We start from the raw sequence: 22,443 nt of genomic DNA, 5'->3' as shown, positions 1-22,443 counted from the left end.
GGTAAAAGAATTACGTATTCGGTAACATGCTCAGCGGGTTTTATTGGGAATGAAGTGATAGAACAGCTAATGGTCAGTAGTTGGAATTGACAATCTTAACGACGGCTAACACGTTAACCTTAAGTTTGCTCGTCTCGAGCGAATCAAGCACGAAAACTTTACACCGGTAGAGCTTGATATTGCGGATAGACACGCAGTTGCAAGTTTGTTCGAAACCGAACAATTTGACCATGTCATCCACTTAGCGGCCCAAATTGGCGCTCGCTACTCAATACATAATCCACATGCTTATGCAGATTCAAACTTAGTGGGTCACTTAAACATTCTTGAAGGGGGGCGTCATAACAAAGTGAAACACTTGGTCTATGCCTCTTCGAACTCGGCTTGTGGATTAAATGCTCAGTCATTTTCACGCTTAGGGGAGACTTTAATAAACTGCATGCGCGAGTGCAGTTTAGCTTCTTTCTTCCTAAATTGGTCGGACTCTACTTGTCCCCGTTTACTAAGTAGACAAATATGTCCCTTCAGAAGCTATTTGTGTGAAAATTTCTATATAAAGGTTGGCGCTAGCTTTGGTCGGAGTACACATAACTTAGAGTGAAACTTGATGCAACCGTGAGGTTAATTGAACATAATATTTGATATGGGGCGGGCTTAGGTGCCGTGTGACCTATTTTAAACTTCAGCAGTGGCCATTAACAATGATAAAAAAAATTATAACGGTAGGGGGAATAGCATGTTCATTGTCTCTCTCTGCATTCGCAACCCAGATAACCCTGCCAGTAAAGAGCTTGCCTTCTAATCAGAGTTTTTCTGGTCTTAGCTACACTCCAAATGCGCAGGTAATGGAGTTTGGTGATTTCTCGTTTACTTATTCTCACGGCCTCCCTTGGAGAGATCAAATTCAAAACTTGGACTCCCTTAAAGTGTCATTTGGTTTAATTGAAGGCTTGGAGGCACACGGTAGAGTTGTAACTTATGACTATAATTCAAATTGTTTTGAGACGGGATGTGGAGGTATACGTGACCTTTCGATGTCATTTAAATATCAAATCCCAAACTTTTGGAATTACGAGCGCTTCAATATTGCCCTCGGAGTACAAGATTTAGGGGGGGCGGGTAACAAGTTAAATGCTAACTATATCGTTGCTGATTATAGCTTTTTAGACTTCCCTATCCGAGTCTCCGGAGGTTATAGTCAGTCTGACTGGTTGGCTGGAACTATGGATGGCACTTTTGCTGGGATCGAATATCAACCTTTCGAATTTTTCCAGTTTGTAGGTGAATATGATGCTGTAGATTTTAACTCTGCAGTGAAGTTTTTTACTCCAGATAACCAATTACCTTTTAATATAAAAGCGGCTCTTAGTTACCAATTCTATTCTGGTCACGAAAAGGAAGAGATAGATGTTTGGAGTGCTTCTTTATCGATTCCACTAGTTACTGATTATACCCGCTCTCGTGAGTATGCTCGTAGCAATGTATCACTGACGGAAAAGCTCTCTCTAGAGCAAAGCAAAGCGGATAATGCGTCAATATCTGCCTTGGTACGTGCGTTGCGTAACGAAGGCTTTGTAAATATTCAAGTTGGCACCTTAAATCAATCTGTTGTCGTGGCACTAGAGAACCGCCGCTACAATCACAATCAGATGGATGGTTTGGGAGTGGCGATGGGGATCATTTCAAGTCATTTTGGCATAAACTCCGCGCAAGAAATGGACTCAAGTTCTGACCGCGTTGAATTGGTGTTATTGGCAAACCAAAAACCGCTGGTGAGTGTGCAAACGGATGCGACTTGCTACCAGAGTTTTGTGAACAGTTCTGCGGTATGTGATGACATTCAATTCAGTACCAAAAATTTATCCGACAAGCTTGAGTTGGTGGAGTGGAAAACAGAGCGAGTAAACAGTGGAACGTTAGATTCACAATTGGTGCTATCGCCAATGGTGCGTCATGGCTTTGCGACAGAGTATGGTGTTTACGATTATTCTTTTGCTATGTCGAGCAACCTATATACCTTCTTGTGGTCTGGTGCAGCTGTGGACATTCGCCATATCCTGCCTTTAGCGGAAAGCGATGATTTTGAAGAGGGTGGTTATTTTGAAGATAGTGCCTATAAAAATGAAATTGACCGCGCGATGGTGCATCAATTCTTCCGCTTGCCGTATGTAGATGTTGCTAACCAAGTGTCGTTAGGTCTGGTGAAAACTGATTATGTCGGTGCTCGTAGTGAATCTGCTTGGTTCTCTCCATCAGGTGCTCATGCTCTTGGTCTTGAGGTGAGCTATTTCCAGCACATGGATGAGAAAGATAAAAACGGCTATGTGAACCCGGATCGTCAAACTTTCCTAACTCGTTATACCTTCAGTATGCCTGAGTGGGATTGGCAGTTTAATGCGACCGCGGGGGAGTTTTGGAAAGGGGATCTCGGCGCGAAGTTCACTACCTCACATTGGTTTGAGGATGTTGAAGTCTCTGCCAGTTACCAAATGACAAAGTTTAATGATACCGATGAAGAGCAGTTCGTTACTGTTGCGGTAAAACTACCTCTGACGCCTTGGCGTGATATGTCTCCTGGTTTACTTCAGGTTCGTGGTAACGAGGCTTATAACTTTAACGTTACTACGCGAGTTGGTAACGATGCAAACTATCTAAGCACAGGACAAGGTGATGAACTGGTGATGGATAACAGCATGTTACGTCGTTACTTTAACCGTGGCCGTTATGGTAGCGATTACTTCGAAGAAAACAAAATTCGTATGCGTAATGCTTACCTTCGTTATTTGACTACTCAGCTAGATTAGCAAAACGTATTTTAAATTAAAGTAAGATCGAAGAGTACCTTCTACCTTGAGTGAGAAGAATTTGGTATTCTCTCGTCAGTTTGAAAGTTAGGACATAAAAATGAAAATTGCTGTTGCAGGTACAGGCTACGTAGGCCTATCCAATGCTATGTTGTTAGCTCAAAACCATGAAGTGGTTGCAGTAGACATCATCGAAGAAAAAGTGGCAATGTTAAACAATAAGCAATCACCAATTGTGGATGCTGAAATTGAACATTTTCTTGCGACGAAAACATTAAACTTTGTTGCTACGTTAGATAAAGAACAAGCATACCAAGGTGCGGAATATGTGGTGATTGCAACACCTACGGATTACGACCCGCAAACCAACTACTTTAATACTTCTTCAGTTGAGGCGGTGATTAAAGATGTGATGGCGATTAACCCGGAAGCGGTAATGGTAATCAAGTCTACCGTGCCAGTGGGTTATACCGCACGTATTAAAGAAGAGTTGGGTTGTGAGAATGTTATGTTCTCTCCAGAGTTCCTGCGTGAAGGTAAAGCGCTTTACGATAACCTTCACCCATCTCGTATTATCGTCGGTGAGCGTAGCGAACGTGCAGAAATGTTTGCAGGCTTATTAGTAGAGGGTGCAGTAAAAGAAGAGATTCAAGTACTCTTTACTGACTCGACAGAAGCTGAAGCAGTTAAGCTGTTCTCGAACACTTATCTTGCAATGCGCGTAGCGTATTTTAACGAGTTAGACTCTTATGCCGAAGCGCACGGTTTAGATGCTCGTCAGATCATTGAGGGCGTAGGTCTAGACCCGCGTATTGGCAACCACTACAACAACCCGTCCTTTGGTTACGGCGGTTACTGTCTTCCAAAAGATACCAAGCAGTTGCTTGCGAACTATCAGGAAGTACCAAACAACATCATTGGTGCCATTGTGGATGCAAACCGCACTCGTAAAGACTTCATCGCAGACTCTATTATAAAGCGTCAGCCAAAAGTCGTTGGTGTGTACCGTCTTATAATGAAAGCTGGCTCAGATAATTTCCGAGCATCTTCTATTCAAGGCATTATGAAGCGCATCAAAGCGAAAGGTATTGAGGTCGTGGTATACGAACCGGTACTTCAAGAAGAAGAGTTTTTCCATTCACGTGTAATCAAAGATCTCGCTGAATTTAAGAAAGAAGCGGATGTGATAGTCTCTAACCGTATGGTAGAAGAACTCGCTGATGTTGCAGATAAAGTATACACTCGAGATCTTTTTGGTAGTGATTGATAAGTTTTTAATCCTGAGGGCCAGTCGTCATTGACTGGCTTTTTCTTTCATTAGGACTTTCGAATATGAAATATTTAGTGACTGGCGCTGCAGGTTTCATTGGCAGCGCGACGGCAGAAAAACTTAATGCAGCAGGGCATGAGGTCGTCGGGATCGACAACCTAAATGACTACTACGATGTAAACTTGAAACATGCTCGATTAGAACGCATTGAAAACCCACTGTTTAAGTTTGTTAATGTAGACATTGCTGATCGTGCAGCAATGGAGCAGCTGTTCGCAGCGGAGAAATTCGATCGAGTTATTCACCTAGCTGCCCAAGCTGGTGTTCGCTACTCATTAGAGAACCCACATGCTTATGCAGATTCAAACTTAGTTGGACACTTAAACATCCTTGAGGGTTGTCGCCAAAATAAGGTAGGCCATTTGGTTTATGCCTCTTCGAGCTCCGTTTATGGTTTGAACGCCAAGGTGCCATTTGCGACTTCTGACAGTGTTGATCATCCAGTATCGCTATATGCAGCGACTAAAAAGTCTAACGAGTTGATGGCTCATAGCTACTCTCACTTATACGATATTCCAACGACAGGTCTTCGTTTCTTTACTGTCTATGGCTCTTGGGGCCGACCTGATATGGCACCATTTATTTTCACGAAGAAGATTCTTGATGGTGACACTATTGATATCAACAATAATGGCGATATGTGGCGTGATTTCACCCACGTCGACGACATTGTTGAAGGTGTAGTTCGTATTGCCGACGTACTTCCAGTTCGCAATGATGACTGGACGGTTGAGGGGGGGACTCCGGCAAACAGTTCTGCGCCTTACGCGGTTTACAACATTGGTCACGGCTCTCCAATCAATCTTATGGACTTTGTTAAAGCGATTGAAGATGAGCTTGGCATCGAAGCGAAGAAAAACTTCCGTGAGATGCAACCAGGTGATGTTTATCAAACCTACGCAGAAACAGAAGATCTTTTTGCTGCAACAGGTTACAAGCCACAGGTAACGGTCAAAGAGGGCGTTGCTGAGTTCGTGTCTTGGTATAAAGATTTCTACAACAAATAAATACCAAACGAGGCGAAAGCCTCGTTTTTTATGATAGCTAGGTTAATGCTCAAATGATTAAAAAATGTCTATTTCCTGCAGCAGGTTATGGTACCCGCTTCCTACCTGCAACTAAGTCCATGCCGAAAGAAATGATGCCAGTGGTGAACAAGCCATTGATCGAATATGGTGTTGAAGAAGCCATTGAAGCAGGCATGGATGGGATGTGTATTGTCACAGGCCGTGGCAAACACTCCCTGATGGATCACTTCGACAAAAACTACGAACTAGAACATCAAATTTCAGGCACAAGCAAAGAAGCACTGTTAGATGACATTCGCTCTTTGATTGATTCAGCGAGTTACACATACATCCGTCAACGTGAGATGAAAGGCTTAGGCCACGCTATTCTAACGGGGCGTGAGTTGGTTGGGGATGAGCCATTTGCTGTTGTTCTAGCAGACGATCTCTGTGTGAATGAAGAGCAGGGTGTCTTGGCGCAGATGGTTGAACTGTACAAGCAGTTCCGTTGTTCTATTGTAGCCGTTCAAGAAGTTCCAGAAACTGAAACTCATAAATACGGCGTGATTGCTGGTGAGATGATCAAAGACGACATCTTCCGTATTGATTATATGGTAGAAAAACCAGAGCCGGGCACGGCACCAAGTAACCTTGCGATTATTGGTCGCTACATTTTGACTCCAGACATTTTTGAACTGATCGAAAACACTGAACCAGGCAAAGGTGGCGAAATTCAAATTACTGATGCGTTAATGAAACAAGCACAGTCCGGGTGCGTGCTAGCGTACAAATTTAAAGGTCATCGTTTTGATTGCGGTAGCGTAGAAGGTTACATCGAGGCGACTAACTACTGCTACGAGAACCTATACAAGAAGGCCTCTAGTGCAGAGTTGGCAAAAGAGCCAACGGTGAAAGTGGCAGAGCCTGCTTAAGATCAGTTGGGTTTTGCTATCGTTACAAGTAGATTCCTGATGTCGCCTAGGCTCCTCGGAATGACGGGATGCTTGTGAGTATGTTTGTCGTTTGACGAGTTTAAGTTTGGCGTGAGTGGAAAGCAGGTTACAGATGTCGTTTGGGCTCCTCGGAATAGCGGGATGCTTGTGGGTATGCCTGCTGTTTGATGGTTTTAAGTTTGGCGTGAGTGATGGGCAGATTCCTGATGTCGCTTAGGCTCCTCGGAATGACAAAACTCATTAGATCGTAAAAACAAAAAGGGATGCGTGATGCATCCCTTTGTTATTTCTGCTTAATAAAAGCGAAATTAAGCTTTAGCTGCTGCCGCTGCTTTAGCGATAGCTACGAAGCTCTTAGCGTCTAGAGAAGCGCCGCCAACTAGAGCACCGTCGATGTCTGGTTGTGAGAAGTAAGCTTCTGCGTTTTCTGGTTTAACAGAACCGCCGTATTGGATGATTACTTGTGCTGCAACTGCTTCGTCTTTCGCTGCGATTAGTGCGCGGATAGAAGCGTGGATGCGTTGTGCATCTTCAGCTGTTGCTGCTTTACCAGTACCGATAGCCCAGATTGGTTCGTAAGCGATGATAGCGCCGTTTAGAGCTTCAACACCGTAAGTGTCGATAACTGCGTTGATTTGACGTGCACATACTGCTTCAGTTTCACCAGCTTCGTTTTGAGCTTCAGATTCACCGATACAGAAAACAGGAGTTAGACCGTTTTCTTTTAGGAAGTTGAATTTCTTCGCGATGAACTCGTCAGATTCGTTGTGGTATTCACGACGCTCTGAGTGACCGATGATGATGTGAGAAGCACCGAAGTCTTTCAGCATTTCTGGAGACATGTCGCCAGTGAAAGCACCGCTGTTGTTTAGGTCAGTGTTTTGTGCACCTAGGATAACTTTGTTACCGCCTTCAGCGATTACGCGCTCAGCTAGATCGATGTAAAGAGCTGGTGGAGCTACTGCTACGTCTACACCTTCAACGCCTTCAAGCTCAGCGTTAATACCTGTTAGTAGCTCAGTTACCATTGCTTTGCTACCGTTTAGTTTCCAGTTACCCATCACTACAGGACGACGCATAGGAATATCTCCCTTATCTTTAATGTAAATAGTCTATTAATGTAAAAAATCTACGTAGGAATATAACAGAATAATGTGAACAGATCATGATTGGCGTCATGTCTTATTCGGCTTTCTTCATCTGGTCGGTGCTGCATTTGTTCTGTTATTTTTGTCAAAAGCAATCGATTGGTGATCGCGTAGACAGAATGATAGTCCATTCCTCGGAAATTGCCGCTTAGATTGGTATTACTACGGGTTAAAAGTTAGCCGTAATAAGAAAGGAATCAAAATGCCAAACTTAGTTTTAGAATATTCCAACTCGGTTGATGAGCGCGTGAATGTTCAAGGCCTATTAGAAGACTTACACAAAGTGACTTTAGACAGTGGTTTGTTTGAGCTGGCGTCAGTTAAGTCTCGTGCACTTCGTTGCCACAACTGGTTGGTCGGGGAAGAGGGCGATAGTGTGGATTTTATTCATATCAACTTTGATTTACTAACGGGAAGAAGCCCAAAACAGAAGCGGGAATTATCAAGAGCCCTAATGGTAGTACTGCAAGAACAAGCGAGCCATGTTCGCAGTTTGACGGTGAATGTTCGAGATATGGATATTGATTGCTTCCAGAAGGTGGTAAATTAGACACACTAGATTTACTAAGTGCGGCCAAGGAGTTGTCGCACTTTCAATATGTTGAGTGTTTCGATGTCGATTAAAGAATTACTGTTTTCTTTCCAAGGTCGTATAGGCCGTAAAACTTACTGGATGTGGAATATCATCTACTACATCATGATCTTGGGCTTCGGTGCGGGCATCAGTAAGTTGTTCCCTTCGTTTTCTTATATTCTTCTGCCTATCTTCCTGCTAATTCTTCTTATCCCAGACTTGGCGATCACCACTAAGCGCTGGCATGACCGTAATAAGTCGATTTACTGGTTGGCGTTAAACATCCCGTTGATCATTGGCCGAGTTGCAACGCCAATGACGAACCCAGCAGCACAAGACCCATCGACACCGCAAATGATGATTGCTTCTATTTCTCTGATATGTGGCCTGTGGATTTTGGTGGAGTGTGGTTTCTTGAAAGGTACGGCAGGTCAAAACAACTACGGCCCTGAGCCGAAGTAAGTAGAGCCCTCTGAGTTTTAAATAAGGTTCTAGGATTCTAGAGCCTTATTCCTATCCCTTAGTAAAAATCATCTCTATCTTTAAACGCTCTCAGCTCAACCACATCGGCTTTTTGAGTTGGTGCAGACTCCCCTTGTAATGCTTCTCTAAATTTCACCACCTGTTTCTGTAGCTCATTCATCAGTACGACATTGGTGTGGTTTGGGTTTTTGCAGTTGTGGATGACCCTATCTATGTGGCTTTGTTGCGCCCATAACCTTGGCTGCATTTGCTCTGAGGCACCTTCGATCATCTCTTTTGCCATATCATGACGAAACTGTTCAAAGGCTTCGGGGTCGCGTTCCGCCATTTTTACCATTTCATCGAATGAGGGCAAAGCTTGTGGTTTGTGGGGGCTTGGCATGGCTATCTCCAAATCCATTGGATGTTGCTCCTAACTAATAAAAGCTTAATCCATTCAGAAACGGAGATAGAAAGAATTACAACATCGTCTCATTAATAAGAGCGTATGTTCATAGTGAAGTGAAAGAGAGTCGAGATATTAGGCTTGAATGCGGTACACGCAGCGGCGTTGACCACTGATGATATGCTCAGCTCGCTCTATTTTTGTGTCACTGCCGAGAAGTGACTGGAAGACGTTGAGCTCAGATTGGCACAAGCTTGGGCAGCGAGTTGCGGCTTTGCAAATAGGGCAGTGGTTTTCGATGAGAATAAACCCATGCTCATATTTCTCTAATTCTGCCATGTAGCCTTCTTGCTCACGCAGAGTAACCAGTGTCTTTAGTTTGCTCTCTAGAGAGTCACACTGCTCAAGATGCTGTTGGTAGTTTTGTAAGGTGAGTTTCTCGCGCTCGGACGTGACTTTCTCTAATCCATCTTTACCGAAGATATGCTCTACGGCCTCAATAAATTGAATGGTCAGTTCACCGTGGCGATCGGCAAATTGCTCATGACCTTTTTGTGTCAGAGACCAATGGCGAGTTGGGCGACCAACTTTGACTTTTACATCATGAATCGACAGGACGCCGTCATCTTCCAAACCTTGCAGATGCTGGCGCGCACCCATGGTTGTCATACCCAGTTCAGAAGAGAGTTGTTTCGCGGTGACAGAGCCATCACGCTTAACGATTTGCAAAATCCTATCTACGGTCTTCATATACCCACCATTTATACGTCAGTACATATTATGCGCGATAGGGTTAGTAAAGAAAAGTGTTGACTTAGTTTGTGTGTGGATTTGTTGAATCCCAAACAAAAAGGGTTGGCACTTAGCCAACCCTTGGGAATCAATCTACGTCGAGGTTAAAGAATAATATCGCGCACTTCTGGATCTTTACGCTCTAGGTAGTGCGTAGACTTGATGCGGCGGATAGTACGACAACGACCGCGAATCAATAGGGTTTCTGTTGTCGCGATATTGCCTTGGCGAGAGATGCCTTCTAGCAGGTCACCTTTAGTAATCCCCGTTGCAGAGAAGACTACGTTGTCGCTGCGCGCCATGTCTTCCATCTTCAATACAACATTCGCTTTTACACCCATCTCTTCACAGCGTTGTAGCTCAGCTGAGCCATGGATGCGGTTTTCTTCCGTATCGCCTTTTACTTCGTGACGAGGAAGAAGACGACCATGCATGTCACCGTCTAGCGCACGAATCACTGCTGCAGATACTACGCCTTCTGGTGCGCCGCCTATGCAGTACATCATGTCTACTTCGCTATCTGGCATACAAGTTAGGATGGAAGCAGCTACGTCACCGTCTGGCACTGCGAATACGCGAACGCCCATGGCTTGCATCTCTGCGATCACTTTATCGTGACGAGGCTTCGCAAGCGTAATGACGACTAGCGTATCAAGAGGCTTGTTCAGCGCTTTTGCTACGTTTTCTAGGTTTTCTTTTAGTGGCTTACCTAGATCGATAACGCCTTTTGCACCTGGGCCAACAACCAGTTTTTCCATGTACATGTCTGGCGCTTTAAGGAAGCTGCCTTTTTCACCCGCTGCCAATACTGCTAGGGCGTTAGATTGACCCATTGCGGTCATGCGTGTGCCTTCGATTGGGTCTACCGCGATATCGACTTCATCGCCACCAATACCCACTTGCTCACCGATGTACAGCATTGGCGCATCATCGATTTCACCTTCACCAATAACGATTTCACCACTGATGTCTGTTTTGTTCAGCAGGGTGCGCATCACTTCAACTGCAGCGCCGTCCGCTGCGTTTTTGTCGCCACGGCCAAGCCATTTGTAACCAGCCAAAGCGGCACCTTCAGTAACACGGGAAAATGCCATTGCTAAATCGCGTTTCATGATGTCTCCAAGTAACAAGAGGGAAGAATAATTTGCGCGGCGATTTTATCACATCGTCAGTTAAACGTTTGCCTTTTTGCTGAGCTTTTACTTTAACTAAGTTGAATTTGATCAATACTTGGGTGAGTTTATGGGGTAGCGATGGGAAAATACATTGCTCAAAAATGCTTCGAGGATAAGAAAAGTCAGCGTTTAGTGAGATTGCGCTGATTTTTTAACCGAATGATGCAAAATATCGAATATAGTAAGTGTTTCTCATCGCTACGCTGAGTAGAATGAACCTCATAGGTAAGGTGCAAGCGAACGCTCGCGCATCGTCCCACGGAATAACAATAGGTAGGCCAAGATGTCTTTTGAAGTACTAGAACAACTAGAAGCGAAAATTCAAACTGCAGTTGACACAATCACTCTTCTTCAGATGGAAGTTGAAGAGCTGAAAGAAGACAAAGTGAAATTAGAAGCTGAAGCTAACGAAATGCGTTCTCAACGTGAAGAGCTTGAGCAAAAATCTCAGCAAGCTCAACAAGAGCATGCTCAGTGGCAAGAGCGCATCCGTGCACTACTTGGCAAGATGGACGAAGTGGAATAATCCACTTAAGTATCCAGAATCAAAAACACCCGCTTCGGCGGGTGTTTGCGTATTTGGCGATGTTTTTTTAGCGCTGGAGTTAGTCGCTACTCATGGAGTAAGGTTAGTTTAAACCTTCCTCACCGTCGTCGTCTTCTTCATCGAGCTCTAAGTCGACATTCAATGGCTCAGGAGAGAGAATGATGCCAGTGCTGTCTGCATAGATGTAATCTTCGGGTAGGAAGCTAACACCGCCGAAGTTAACCGGGACGTCGATTTCACCGATACCTTGGTTTGCTGCCCCTACAGGGATAGACGCGAGTGCTTGAATTCCAAGGTTCATGTCTTCTAGTTCGTCCACTTCACGGACGCACCCGTAAACCACAATCCCTTCCCATTCGTTTTCTTCTGCAAGCGTTGCGATTTCTGCATCGATTAAGGCTCTGCGTAGGGAACCGCCACCATCAATCAACAATACTCGTCCGATACCATCTTGTTCTAACGTTTCGCGGATCAGTGCGTTGTCTTCAAAGCACTTAACTGTCGTCACTTGCCCGGCAAACGACGCTCGGCCGCCAAAGTTACTGAACATTGGTTCAACTACATCTACCTGATCAAGATAGATATCACAGAGTGCTGAGGTATTGTATTCCATAGCGTACCTTTCTAAACAGAAACTGTTGTCTTTGAGTATATCTAGGCATTAAGTCAATGCAATGACAATCCTTTTTTAACTCATCAGAGTTTGAGCTACCACAATTGTTGCAAATAAAACGTTAGTCACCAGTGAGCATTTCACAACAACAGGCATCATAGGTGCGATTTGTGCTGGCTTCTCGGTATCCCAAACCGCTTTACCGTGATGAGCCACAACGTAAATGCTGATCAAGAAGGGCAGGCTGATCCACACTGGCTTGTCTTGAATAAGCAGGTAAGCCGCGAAAGCCAATAGGGCACCACCGAGTAAAATGAAGTGGTATTGCTTTGCTTTACGTTGGCCAAGTCGAACGGCCATGGTGCGCTTACCGCATTCGCTGTCGTTCTCGATGTCACGCATGTTGTTGATGTTCAGCACTGCCACGGCTAATAAACCACAGCCCAATGCAGGTAAGAACAATGTCGCATCCACATGACCGGTATGCAGGAAGTAGGTACCAGACACGCCAAGTAAACCAAAGAAGATGAAAACGGACAGGTCGCCTAAGCCGACGTAGCCGTATGGTTTGCTACCCATGGTGTAAGCAATTGCCGCGATAATGGCCAGAATGCCTAGGCCGATAAAGGTAATGATGCTTTCAAAAGAACTCAGTGCGTAAAACACCAGGGTTAAGCCAGCAATTGCCGTCAGAATGATGTTGAAGATGATCGCGACTTTCATTTGCTGTGCTGTGACCGCGCCAGACTGCATTGCGCGCTGAGGACCTAAGCGGTTGTCGTTGTCTGTGCCTTGCACTGCATCGCCGTAGTCGTTCGCAAGGTTCGACAAAATTTGCAGTAGGGTTGCCGTGACAAACGCCATAATAGCAATCGTCAGCGAGAAGTGTCCCGCAGAGTAGGCGAGTACGCTACCGGTCAAAATAGACACCAGTGCAAGGGGTAATGTTTTTGGGCGAGCGGCTTCAAGCCAGATCTGCAATGATTGTTTCATGGATATTTCGTGCTAGTAACCAATGTGCCCAGTATAAGCACAAAGCGCTCAATACGCTATTGACCTGAAGCAAGTCAATTAAGAGTCAAAGGGTTACGGAGAAGGAACACAGTTTCCATATTTGAGGCAATAAAAATGCGCTTTTTGGGGAAGGGTATGGCGCACGTTGTTAGTAGATCCTTAGTCTCGCTTGAGCTCGCTAGGATGACGAACTCTTTTGGTTTAGAGCTTGCTAAAGTAACTGTCATTCTGAACAGCGAGGAACGAGGTGATTCAGAATCTACTGTCCGTTTGTACTTTAGGTTGAAGTGAAAGACGAAGAGTTGGAGTGCGTTGCTACTCGATCCATAGTCTCGCTTGAGCTCGTTAGGATGACGAACTCTTTTGGTTTAGAACCTCTTAAAGTCACCGTTATTCTGAACGAAAAAGCCCAGAAGCATAGTTCTGGGCTTTTGGTATCTATACGTTATTAAAGAATAAAGCGGCTTAGATCTTCATCTTCAATCGTATCGCCTAGGCGGTCTTTCACGTAAGCTGCGTTGATGACGAACTTCTCACCGGCTTTTTCAGTCGCGTCGTAAGAAATCTCATCCATCAGACGCTCCATCACAGTGTGTAGACGACGCGCACCGATGTTCTCAGTGGTTTCGTTTACTGTCCATGCCGCTTCCGCGATTTGCGTGATGCCGTCTTCCGTGAACTCAACATCTACGCTCTCTGTTTTCATCAGTGCAATGTACTGTTCTGTCAGAGATGCTTTTGGCTCGGTTAGGATGCGTTTGAAATCGTTGCTGCTTAGCGCTTCAAGTTCTACGCGGATTGGTAGACGACCTTGTAGTTCTGGGATCAGATCAGAAGGTTTCGCTACTTGGAATGCGCCAGATGCCACAAACAAGATGTGGTCTGTTTTTACCATGCCGTGCTTCGTTGATACCGTGCTACCTTCGATTAGCGGCAGTAGGTCACGCTGAACACCTTCACGAGAAACATCAGGACCAGAGCTTTCACCGCGCTTACAAATCTTGTCGATTTCGTCGATGAATACGATGCCGTTGTTCTCTACGTTGAAGATTGCAGACTCTTTCAGCTCTTCTTGGTTAACCAGTTTCGCCGCTTCTTCTTCTGCCAACGCTTTCATTGCGTCTTTGATTTTCAGCTTACGTTTCTTCTTGGTGTCACCGGCTAGGTTTTGGAACATGCCTTGTAGCTGGTTGGTCATTTCTTCCATACCAGGAGGCGCCATGATCTCTACACCCATTTGCGGTGCAGCTACGTCGATGTCGATTTCTTTGTCATCTAGCTGACCTTCACGTAGTTTCTTGCGGAAGATTTGACGAGTGTTCGATGTGTCTTCTTTTTGCTCAGATTGGCCCCAAGCATCGCGAGCTGGTGGCAGTAGGGCATCAAGAATACGCTCTTCAGCTTGTTCTTCGGCGCGGAATTTTACTTTTTCCATCGCTTGTTGGTGAGTCATCTTCACTGCAACATCGGTAAGGTCGCGGATGATGGTTTCCACTTCTTTACCTACATAACCCACTTCCGTGAATTTAGTTGCTTCTACTTTAATGAATGGTGCATTTGCCAGTTTAGCAAGACGACGAGCGATTTCAGTTTTACCAACACCAGTAGGACCAATCATTAGAATGTTCTTTGGTGTTACTTCAACACGCAAGCTTTCTTCAAGCTGCATGCGGCGCCAGCGGTTACGTAATGCAATCGCAACCGAACGTTTTGCTTTGTCTTGACCAATAATGTGGCGGTTCAGTTCATGAACGATTTCGCGAGGAGTCATTTCAGACATATTCTTTCCTTACTTCGTTACGGTTGCTTTTAAGCCGTTGGCTTAGGAAGCTCTACTGTAGATTCTAGTTCTTCTACAGTGTGGTGATGGTTGGTGAATACACAGATGTCGCCAGCAATGTTCAGTGCTTTTTCCGAAATTTCACGCGCGTCTAGGTCTGTGTTTTCCAATAGGGCTGTTGCTGCAGCTTGTGCGTACGCGCCGCCAGAGCCAATCGCGATCAGGTCGTTTTCTGGCTGCACCACATCACCGTTACCCGTGATGATCAAAGAAGCGGTTTCGTCTGCTACTGCTAGTAAGGCTTCGAGTTTGCGAAGTGCGCGGTCGCTACGCCAATCTTTTGCTAGCTCCACCGCTGCCTTTGTTAAATGGCCTTGGTGCATTTGCAGCTTGCTTTCGAAGCGCTCGAATAAGGTGAAGGCATCTGCTGTACCGCCAGCGAAGCCTGCAAGGACTTGGTTGTTGTATAGGCGGCGAACTTTGCGCGCGTTGCCTTTCATTACGGTATTGCCTAGCGACACTTGGCCATCACCCGCGATGACGACTTTATTGTTTCGACGTACAGATACAATGGTAGTCACAGTCGACCTCTTAATTATTTCTCTTTGGATTTAATTAAGTATATGGGGCAAATGAATTGTGGATTCAAGGGGAAGTTGTTTTTCGATGATAGACAGAGTGTTTTGTCTTTCTGAACAAGAATGAGAGCGATGGCGTTGGGGGAGATAAGGTGTGCTGGTGACGTGTTATCTGTGTCACTCCCTACAGTGAAGCTAAACGAGTAGGGGATCTCGCTTTTCTGCCCTTTAGCTAAAAGAAAAGACCAATCGATCGCTCGGTTGGTCTCCGTATTTCATCGAACTGTGAGAATTATAGATTCTCTTTCCAAATAGCACATGGCTCGATCTTCGCGCGTTGCAGTTTGTGACGATCTTTTTCTGCATCTCGTTTGAACTTGTATGGACCAAGAACAACGCGATACCAAGAGCTGCCTTCTTTCTTAATGACTCGGCTCGTCATGCCTTGGAAGGCAATTGCTAGCTTACGCTCTTCGGCTTGGCTTTGCTTTTTGTAAGCGCCACACTGCATCACGTAAGGTACTTTGGATACTTGAATTTCTTTCGCAACGACTTCCACTTCACGCTGCGGTAAAGACTCCACGTACTCCCACTTTTCTTCTGGTGGAGGTGGGATGTCTTTCTTCGTTTTTGGTTTGCTGGTGGTGTTCGTTACGGGCTTTTCAACCACAACAGTTTGCTCAGGTTCTGGATCTGAGCTTAACAAATACAGTCCATAGCCAAAGCCGCCCACGAGCAAGATTGCCAGTAGACCACTACGCCAAGGTTTTTTTCTTGAAGGTTGTTTTTTTGTAGACTTTTTCGGAGCGCCGCGTCCGCGTCTTACATAATCTCTATTTGCCACGGTTACTTCAGGTCATCAAGGATTCTGGCAAATATGTTAATCCAGAACGCAATGAGAAAACACCCTATTCGAACATTCTTGTTAGCTACGTACAGGAAAGTAGGCATAAAAAAGCGATGCCGGAAGCATCGCTTTGATGTTTATTTGCGGATTAACGCAATGGCGGTGGCGCTGCGCTGCCACGAACAACCAACTTAGTCTCTAGTAAACGAGAGCCGGAATGAACGTCATGGCCTTTCAATAGTTCAAGCATCATTAACATTGCTTGACGGCCGATTTCATAACGAGGTTGGGAGATAGTCGTTAACGGTGGATCACAGTATTGTGCGAACTGAATGTCATCAAAGCCCACGATCGATAAATCTTGAGGAATACGTAAGCCTAGACGTTTCGCTTCTTGAATCGCACCAATTGCCATGGTGTCACAGTGGCAGAAGAGTGCGGTTGGCGGTTCCGGTAACTCAAGAAGTTTACGGACTGCTTGCACGCCACCTTCAAAAGAGAAGTCAGCGATTACGCTGTATTGCTCTTCTTTATTAATGCCTGCGCGACGAAGTGCTTGCTGGTAACCCTGTTGGCGGAACTGACAAAGTACCGCAGTGTCTGGACCAGAAATTTGAGCAATACGCTTATGGCCAAGTTGAGTCAGGTAATTTACAGCCTCGAACGCAGAAGTAAGGTTATCGATGTGCACCGTTGGCAGTTCAAGCTCTGGTGCGAACTCACACGCCATCACCATAGGTGGTAGGTTTTTCTGTTCCGGCTTGCTGACATCAAAAGGCAGATCGGTTCCGAGAAGCAGCATGCCATCAGCTTGTTTGGTGAAGACTAAGTTTACAAATGAGCTTTCACGCTTTTTCTGCTGACCGCTATCACCAAGTAAAACAAGATAACCGTGTTCCATTGCTGCGTCTTCAATGCCGCGAATAATCTCAGAGAAGTACGGGTCGCAAATGTCTGGGACGATAGTGACAATGGTCTTTGATTCATTTCTGCGTAAGTTACGAGCTAATGAATTCGGTGAATAACCAGCTTCTAGTACGGCATCTTCCACTCTCTTTCTTGTCGATGAAGAGACTTTTTCTGGATTCATCAATGCTCGCGATACCGTAGCAGTAGATACCCCTGCAAGCTGGGCAACATCCTTCATTGTCGCCATAGTTTTTACCCTCTTAAAATAATTGCCAAGATGACGTTCATCATTTTCCTAATTGAAGTCTATGTGGCTGATCCACTTTAGACTTTACTAATTTGAATAGTCTATTCATTTCTAAAGGGAAAGTTACGGTCTGTTTAACAAAAATTGCAATCCTAATGAGAACTCCATCACATTAAAAGGTAATTCATTACATAGTTAAACGTTTGCTAGCTGAGATCCTGTGGTTCTATGTCTAAATTCCAGCGGACTTTCTTGGCATTTGGCAACAACTCAATAGCAGGTTTGGCACTGGTTAATAACTTTTGCATCAATGAGCGATGTTGAGTTTGCAGTAAAAGCTGCCAACGATACTTACCGGCACGTTTAGCCAAAGGTGATGGTGTTGGGCCTAACACCATGCAAGAGTCATCGAATAGCGGATGTGATTCCAGAGTAAAACGAACCTGACGTAAAAAGTCTTCAACTACTTCGCTTTGGTTGGCTTCTGCCTTAAACAGCGTTAAGAAACTATAGGGTGGAAGCTGAGCCAGTTTGCGCTCTTCCAACGCTGTCATAGCAAAGTGACGATAGTCTTTCTGAAGCAGGGCTTGCAGTAAGCTGTGTTCAGGATGGTGAGTTTGAAGAATCACTTCACCGGGTTTGCTTGCGCGGCCTGCACGGCCCGCAACTTGAATAAATAGCTGAGCGAGCCTTTCGGAGGCGCGGAAGTCGCTACTATATAGAGAGCCATCGACATCCAATAGTGCAACAAGGGTGACATTAGGGAAGTGGTGGCCTTTCGCCAGCATCTGGGTCCCTATCAGAATTTGGTATTCACCTTTACGAATGGACTCGAGCGCATCTTCCAAGCTGCCTTTACGGCGAGTGCTGTCTCTATCAATACGAATTGCTTTGTATTCAGGGAACAGATCTGCCAATTGCAGTTCAAGCTGTTCAGTACCTACGCCAACCGTCACTAGCTGAGTAGAACCGCAGCCCTGACATTGATGAATTACCGGTTGTTGTGAGCCACAGTGATGGCAGCGAATCTCATTGCTGTATTGATGGAACGTATAATAAGCATCGCAACGTTTACATTCCGCAATCCAACCACATTCATGGCACATTAAGGCCGGGGAAAAGCCGCGACGGTTTAGGAACAACATTACTTGGTTGCCAGCTTTAAGGTGTTTACGCATTTCAGCAATTAAAGGTGCGGACAAGCCACTGTCTAAATAAAGCCCTTTAACATCGAGTACTTTGTTGGTGGTAGGTACCGCAGAGCCAGCACGCTGAGTCAATGTTAAGTGGTGGTATTTGCCCGATAGCGCATTATGCAGCGTTTCTAAAGCAGGGGTCGCTGAGCCAAGAACAATAGGCACTTGCTCTTTGTGCGCACGCATGACCGCGACATCACGAGCATGGTAACGCAGGCTATCTTGTTGTTTATAAGACGAGTCATGTTCTTCATCAACAATGATAATGCCAAGATCAGCAAAAGGCGTCAGTAGGGCAGAGCGCGTACCAATAATGATGCCGGCGGCTTTGTCTCGCGCAGAAAGCCAAGCGTTGAGTCGCTCGGTATCATTTAACCCAGAGTGAATGACATCCACAGGCACATTGAAGCGACGCTTGAAGCGGTTAATGGTTTGGGGCGTCAGGCCTATCTCAGGGACGAGCACCAAAGCTTGCTTACCTTGTTCAAGTACTGGCTTAATGAGGTTAAGGTAAACTTCGGTTTTACCGGAACCTGTAACGCCCTCTAATAAATAGCAGGCAAAGCCGGTTTGGCTGTTTACACTAGCAATCGCCAGAGCTTGTTCGTGGTTGAGCTTTGGTTTTTCAACATCAAACTCAACTTGTTGGCCCCATTTAGTGATCGTCGGCTTTTTCTCTATGCGTTCAACCCAGCCTTTCTCTTCCAAAGACTTAAGTACCGCAGAGCCTATCTCCTGATCAATAAACTCTTGGTGTGGGACGGCACCGTTGACCAACATCTGCAAAGCGCGTTGTTGTTTGACCGCCCGCCCAAGTCCCTGCATTAACTTGTCTTTGCCCGATGCGGTGATTTGCCACTCTTGTAATGTGGCGAAATCCGCGGGCTTACCCTTTCGCAGAGCGGCTGGCATAGCATTGTGCAAAGTGTCCCCAAGAGGGTACTGATAAAATTGGCTACACCACATTAATAAAGAATAAAGTTTCTCTGGCCAAACAGGTTGGGCATCCAAGACGGCTTTAATTGGTTTTAGTTGTTCTTTAGGAAAGTCTGAATGATTAACCATCGCTGTGACAACGCCAACCAAGGTTTGTCGGCCGAAAGGAACAGAAACACGCCCTCCAATCACCGGAAACAGGTGCCCAGGAATGACATAGTCAAACTGCTTGTCTAGAGGGACCGGTAGTGCCACTCGGGCGATGGATGGACGCATAGAATCTTTACTATATAAAAGAGGGAAGAGAGGTATAGTCTATTAAAACGCAGTGAAAAATTCGAGCGCTGCGCATTTTTGGGGAAGTGATTACTCTCAGTACTAAAGTACTGGTGAAAAAAGTGGCGAAAAAGTTGCCAAATGTGTTGATCCCAGCTTAGCGATTCATTAGTATACTGCGCCTTGAGATATGGCTTCGGCAAATGGTCGATGCGGTATCGCATTTTATTATTAATTACGTGTGGTGTGCGGCTTAGATTCGTATAGCGACACGGCCTACAATTGAGGTTATCCCATGAAAGCTGGTATCCACCCAGAATACAAAGCAGTAACTGCTACTTGTTCTTGCGGCAACTCTTTCGAGTTCAACTCTACTCTAGGTAAAGATTCTATCCACCTAGACGTATGTGACAAGTGTCACCCATTCTACACTGGTAAGCAACGTATCGTTGATACAGGCGGCCGTGTTGATCGCTTCAACAAGCGTTTCGGTGCACTATCAAGCGGTAAGAAATAATAGCAGACGCTATTACGATTACAGTTTAAAAAAGGACGCTTCGGCGTCCTTTTTGTTTATGGCTCAATGAAGAATTTGAATGGTTAATTTTTGTTCGATTATTTTTCATCCAGGTATTGCATCCTAAAGTGTGATCTGTATAATGCAGCGCACTGGTTAAGCCAGTTGTGAACCAATGAGCAGTGAGGAGCGAGTAAATCTTCGGATTTGCGAGGTAATGTAGACTCAGCTTATGTTCGCGGTTAATACAATTAGCTATCTTTTCTTCGGAAAAACTATCCCCAGAGGTGACTCTGGCATATAGGGATAGTTAATCGAAAATTAACTGACAATGTGTCCTAATCTTGGACGCTACGGTTTCACATAAATCAATCGGCATTCTCTCGTCTTGACGAGTCTGAGTGGCGATATTGTTTGTGTAATTTTTAATATTGGAGCTCTGTCTCATGCAGAACCAACGTATCCGTATCCGCCTAAAAGCTTTCGATTACAAACTAATCGATGCTTCTACAGCGGAAATCGTTGAAACAGCTAAGCGCACTGGCGCACAGGTTCGTGGTCCAATCCCACTACCTACTCGTAAAGAGCGTTTCACAGTTCTTATCTCTCCACACGTTAACAAGAAAGCACGTGACCAGTACGAAATTCGTACTCACAAGCGTCTAATCGACATCGTTGAGCCAACAGACAAAACTGTTGATGCTCTAATGCGTCTAGACCTTGCTGCGGGCGTTGACGTTCAAATTAGCCTAGGTTAAGGGAGATTAGAAGAATGATTGGTCTAATCGGTCGTAAAGTGGGCATGACCCGCGTATTTACTGAAGACGGCGTTTCTATCCCAGTAACAGTTGTTGAAGTTGAAGCAAACCGTGTATCTCAAGTTAAAACTCTTGAGACAGATGGCTACGCTGCAATCCAGGTAACTGCTGGTTCTAAGAAAGCTAACCGCGTAAACAAAGCTGAAGCAGGTCACTTTGCTAAAGCTGGCGTTGAAGCTGGTCGTGGTCTTTGGGAATTCCGTTTGGAAAACGGTGAAGAGTTTGCAGTTGGCGCTGAGCTAACAGTTGAACTATTCAACGAAACTAAGAAAGTAGACGTTACTGGTACATCTAAAGGTAAAGGTTTCCAAGGCGCTGTTAAGCGTTGGAACTTCCGTACTCAAGATATGACTCACGGTAACTCATTGTCTCACCGTGCACCGGGTTCAATTGGCCAATGTCAAACTCCAGGTCGCGTATTTAAAGGCAAGAAAATGGCAGGTCACATGGGTGCTGAGCGTGTAACGACTCAAAACCTAGAGATCGTACGTGTTGACGCTGAGCGCAATCTGCTTCTTATCAAAGGTGCAGTACCAGGCTCAACAGGTGGCAACGTGATCGTTAAACCAGCTGTTAAAGCATAACGTCTCAGGAGTAAGTAATGGAACTAATGGTTAAAGGTGCTGATGCACTAACTGTTTCCGAAACTACTTTCGGACGTGAGTTTAACGAAGCTCTTGTACACCAAGTAGTTGTTGCATTTGCAGCAGGTGCTCGTCAAGGTACTCGTGCTCAAAAAACACGTTCAGAAGTTTCTGGCGGTGGCGCTAAGCCATGGCGTCAAAAAGGTACTGGCCGTGCGCGTGCTGGTACAATCCGTAGCCCAATCTGGCGTACAGGTGGTGTTACTTTTGCTGCGAAACCACAAGATCACAGCCAAAAAGTAAACAAAAAAATGTACCGCGGTGCTATGAAGAGCATTCTTTCTGAGCTAGTTCGTCAAGAGCGTCTAATCGTTGTTGATAACTTCTCAGTTGAAGCGCCAAAGACTAAAGAGCTAGTTGCTAAGCTTAAAGAGCTTGAGCTAACTGACGCTCTAATCGTGACTAGCGAAGTAGATGAGAATCTATTCCTAGCTGCTCGTAACCTATACAAAGTTGACGCACGTGACGTTGCTGGTATCGATCCAGTTTCACTAATCGCGTTCGACAAAGTTGTAATGACTGCAGAAGCAGTTAAGCAAGTTGAGGAGATGCTAGCATGATCACTGAAGAGCGTATCCTAAAAGTTCTACGTGCTCCGCACATCTCTGAAAAAGCAACTATGGCAGCTGAGAAAGCGAACACTATCGTTTTCAAAGTAGCTAAAGATGCAACTAAAAAAGAGATCAAAGCAGCTGTAGAAAAGCTTTTTGAAGTTGAAGTTAAGTCTGTAAATACTCTTATCACTAAGGGTAAGACCAAACGTCAAGGTCTACGCCAAGGTCGCCGCAGCGACGTTAAGAAAGCGTACGTTACTTTGAAAGAAGGTCAAGATCTTGACTTCGTTGGCGGCGCGGAATAACAGGAGTAGTT

The 22,443-nt window shown here is 45.2% G+C and carries 22 protein-coding genes and 2 pseudogenes; 13 read left to right on the top strand and 11 right to left on the bottom strand.

From position 1 onward, the window contains the following. Positions 1 to 9: 9 nt before the first annotated feature. From ACLIIY_RS13910 to galU, 5 genes and pseudogenes are all read left to right on the top strand, one after another. Positions 10 to 406 (top strand): annotated as a pseudogene (locus tag ACLIIY_RS13910) (NAD-dependent epimerase/dehydratase family protein); the annotation flags it as partial. Positions 407 to 701: 295 nt separating this feature from the next. After that, positions 702 to 2,804, top strand: coding sequence for a YjbH domain-containing protein (locus tag ACLIIY_RS13905; RefSeq protein ID WP_434528554.1), 2,103 nt, complete (start codon positions 702 to 704; stop codon positions 2,802 to 2,804). 100 nt (positions 2,805 to 2,904) lie between these two features. Beyond that, complete coding sequence (locus ACLIIY_RS13900; RefSeq protein WP_434527753.1) at positions 2,905 to 4,071, top strand: nucleotide sugar dehydrogenase; 1,167 nt, start codon at positions 2,905 to 2,907, stop codon at positions 4,069 to 4,071. A gap of 65 nt (positions 4,072 to 4,136) precedes the next feature. Then, positions 4,137 to 5,141 (top strand): NAD-dependent epimerase, encoded by a 1,005-nt coding sequence (locus tag ACLIIY_RS13895; RefSeq protein ID WP_434527752.1) that lies wholly within the window; start codon positions 4,137 to 4,139, stop codon positions 5,139 to 5,141. 53 nt (positions 5,142 to 5,194) lie between these two features. Beyond that, positions 5,195 to 6,073: a UTP--glucose-1-phosphate uridylyltransferase GalU gene (gene galU / locus ACLIIY_RS13890; RefSeq protein WP_434527751.1), complete on the top strand. Its 879-nt coding sequence runs from the start codon at positions 5,195 to 5,197 to the stop codon at positions 6,071 to 6,073. Between the two features lie 329 nt (positions 6,074 to 6,402). Here the strand turns inward: galU and tpiA are convergent, their stop codons facing one another. After that, the gene (tpiA, locus tag ACLIIY_RS13885) at positions 6,403 to 7,173 is read right to left on the bottom strand and encodes a triose-phosphate isomerase (RefSeq protein WP_005428123.1); all 771 of its coding nucleotides are present in this window, start codon (positions 7,171 to 7,173) and stop codon (positions 6,403 to 6,405) included. 271 nt (positions 7,174 to 7,444) lie between these two features. Between tpiA and ACLIIY_RS13880 the strand changes: the two genes are divergently transcribed. Beyond that, positions 7,445 to 7,792, top strand: a complete 348-nt coding sequence (locus ACLIIY_RS13880; RefSeq protein ID WP_408737963.1) for a 5-carboxymethyl-2-hydroxymuconate Delta-isomerase — start codon at positions 7,445 to 7,447, stop codon at positions 7,790 to 7,792. Between the two features lie 63 nt (positions 7,793 to 7,855). Further along, on the top strand, positions 7,856 to 8,278 hold the full coding sequence (locus tag ACLIIY_RS13875; RefSeq protein ID WP_408737962.1) for a DUF805 domain-containing protein: 423 nt from the start codon (positions 7,856 to 7,858) through the stop codon (positions 8,276 to 8,278). A 58-nt stretch (positions 8,279 to 8,336) separates the two neighbouring features. Here the strand turns inward: ACLIIY_RS13875 and ACLIIY_RS13870 are convergent, their stop codons facing one another. The 3 genes from ACLIIY_RS13870 to glpX all read right to left on the bottom strand — a co-directional run bounded on the left by ACLIIY_RS13870 (position 8,337) and on the right by glpX (position 10,588). Continuing rightward, on the bottom strand, positions 8,337 to 8,699 hold the full coding sequence (locus ACLIIY_RS13870) for a DUF3135 domain-containing protein (protein WP_434527750.1): 363 nt from the start codon (positions 8,697 to 8,699) through the stop codon (positions 8,337 to 8,339). Between the two features lie 120 nt (positions 8,700 to 8,819). Continuing rightward, positions 8,820 to 9,434, bottom strand: a complete 615-nt coding sequence (locus ACLIIY_RS13865; protein ID WP_434527749.1) for a helix-turn-helix transcriptional regulator — start codon at positions 9,432 to 9,434, stop codon at positions 8,820 to 8,822. A 146-nt stretch (positions 9,435 to 9,580) separates the two neighbouring features. Continuing rightward, positions 9,581 to 10,588 carry a class II fructose-bisphosphatase gene (glpX, locus tag ACLIIY_RS13860; RefSeq protein ID WP_434527748.1) on the bottom strand — a complete coding sequence of 336 codons (1,008 nt, stop codon included), beginning with the start codon at positions 10,586 to 10,588 and terminating at the stop codon, positions 9,581 to 9,583. Positions 10,589 to 10,934: 346 nt separating this feature from the next. Between glpX and zapB the strand changes: the two genes are divergently transcribed. Beyond that, positions 10,935 to 11,177, top strand: a complete 243-nt coding sequence (gene zapB, locus ACLIIY_RS13855; protein ID WP_005435037.1) for a cell division protein ZapB — start codon at positions 10,935 to 10,937, stop codon at positions 11,175 to 11,177. Between the two features lie 103 nt (positions 11,178 to 11,280). Here zapB and rraA read toward each other — a convergent pair whose 3' ends face one another. The 7 genes and pseudogenes from rraA to priA all read right to left on the bottom strand — a co-directional run bounded on the left by rraA (position 11,281) and on the right by priA (position 19,594). Next, positions 11,281 to 11,811 (bottom strand): ribonuclease E activity regulator RraA, encoded by a 531-nt coding sequence (rraA, locus tag ACLIIY_RS13850; protein WP_078607907.1) that lies wholly within the window; start codon positions 11,809 to 11,811, stop codon positions 11,281 to 11,283. Between the two features lie 75 nt (positions 11,812 to 11,886). Beyond that, a complete protein-coding gene (locus tag ACLIIY_RS13845) occupies positions 11,887 to 12,804 on the bottom strand; it encodes a 1,4-dihydroxy-2-naphthoate polyprenyltransferase (RefSeq protein ID WP_005435047.1) in 918 nt (305 codons plus the stop codon). Between the two features lie 469 nt (positions 12,805 to 13,273). Further along, on the bottom strand, positions 13,274 to 14,605 hold the full coding sequence (hslU, locus tag ACLIIY_RS13840) for an HslU--HslV peptidase ATPase subunit (RefSeq protein WP_020196516.1): 1,332 nt from the start codon (positions 14,603 to 14,605) through the stop codon (positions 13,274 to 13,276). A gap of 29 nt (positions 14,606 to 14,634) precedes the next feature. After that, positions 14,635 to 15,186: an ATP-dependent protease subunit HslV gene (gene hslV / locus ACLIIY_RS13835; protein ID WP_434527747.1), complete on the bottom strand. Its 552-nt coding sequence runs from the start codon at positions 15,184 to 15,186 to the stop codon at positions 14,635 to 14,637. Positions 15,187 to 15,475: 289 nt separating this feature from the next. Next, entirely contained in the window at positions 15,476 to 16,027 is a 552-nt protein-coding gene (locus tag ACLIIY_RS13830; protein WP_054823062.1) for an SPOR domain-containing protein, read from the bottom strand. 151 nt (positions 16,028 to 16,178) lie between these two features. Further along, positions 16,179 to 17,189 (bottom strand): annotated as a pseudogene (gene cytR / locus ACLIIY_RS13825) (DNA-binding transcriptional regulator CytR); the annotation flags it as partial. Between the two features lie 203 nt (positions 17,190 to 17,392). Then, positions 17,393 to 19,594, bottom strand: coding sequence for a primosomal protein N' (gene priA, locus ACLIIY_RS13820; RefSeq protein WP_434527746.1), 2,202 nt, complete (start codon positions 19,592 to 19,594; stop codon positions 17,393 to 17,395). Positions 19,595 to 19,889: 295 nt separating this feature from the next. On the opposite strand from priA, the gene rpmE reads away from it, so the two are divergent. The 5 genes from rpmE (at position 19,890) to rplW (ending at position 22,432) form a co-directional block, all read left to right on the top strand. After that, a complete protein-coding gene (gene rpmE, locus ACLIIY_RS13815; protein ID WP_005435070.1) occupies positions 19,890 to 20,111 on the top strand; it encodes a 50S ribosomal protein L31 in 222 nt (73 codons plus the stop codon). Positions 20,112 to 20,557: 446 nt separating this feature from the next. After that, the gene (rpsJ, locus tag ACLIIY_RS13810; RefSeq protein ID WP_004410492.1) at positions 20,558 to 20,869 is read left to right on the top strand and encodes a 30S ribosomal protein S10; all 312 of its coding nucleotides are present in this window, start codon (positions 20,558 to 20,560) and stop codon (positions 20,867 to 20,869) included. 14 nt (positions 20,870 to 20,883) lie between these two features. Then, on the top strand, positions 20,884 to 21,513 hold the full coding sequence (gene rplC, locus ACLIIY_RS13805) for a 50S ribosomal protein L3 (protein WP_005435072.1): 630 nt from the start codon (positions 20,884 to 20,886) through the stop codon (positions 21,511 to 21,513). Between the two features lie 17 nt (positions 21,514 to 21,530). After that, positions 21,531 to 22,133 carry a 50S ribosomal protein L4 gene (rplD, locus tag ACLIIY_RS13800; RefSeq protein ID WP_005435074.1) on the top strand — a complete coding sequence of 201 codons (603 nt, stop codon included), beginning with the start codon at positions 21,531 to 21,533 and terminating at the stop codon, positions 22,131 to 22,133. Next, the gene (gene rplW / locus ACLIIY_RS13795; protein ID WP_004398471.1) at positions 22,130 to 22,432 is read left to right on the top strand and encodes a 50S ribosomal protein L23; all 303 of its coding nucleotides are present in this window, start codon (positions 22,130 to 22,132) and stop codon (positions 22,430 to 22,432) included. Before rplD ends, rplW begins: the two co-directional genes overlap by 4 nt. Positions 22,433 to 22,443: the final 11 nt, after the last annotated feature.

The organism is Vibrio sp. K4, assembly GCF_051122595.1.
Taxonomy (GTDB): Bacteria; Pseudomonadota; Gammaproteobacteria; order Enterobacterales; family Vibrionaceae; genus Vibrio; species Vibrio owensii.
Note: the sequence above shows the minus strand (reverse complement) of the source record. Positions and strands in the feature narration are given on the sequence as shown.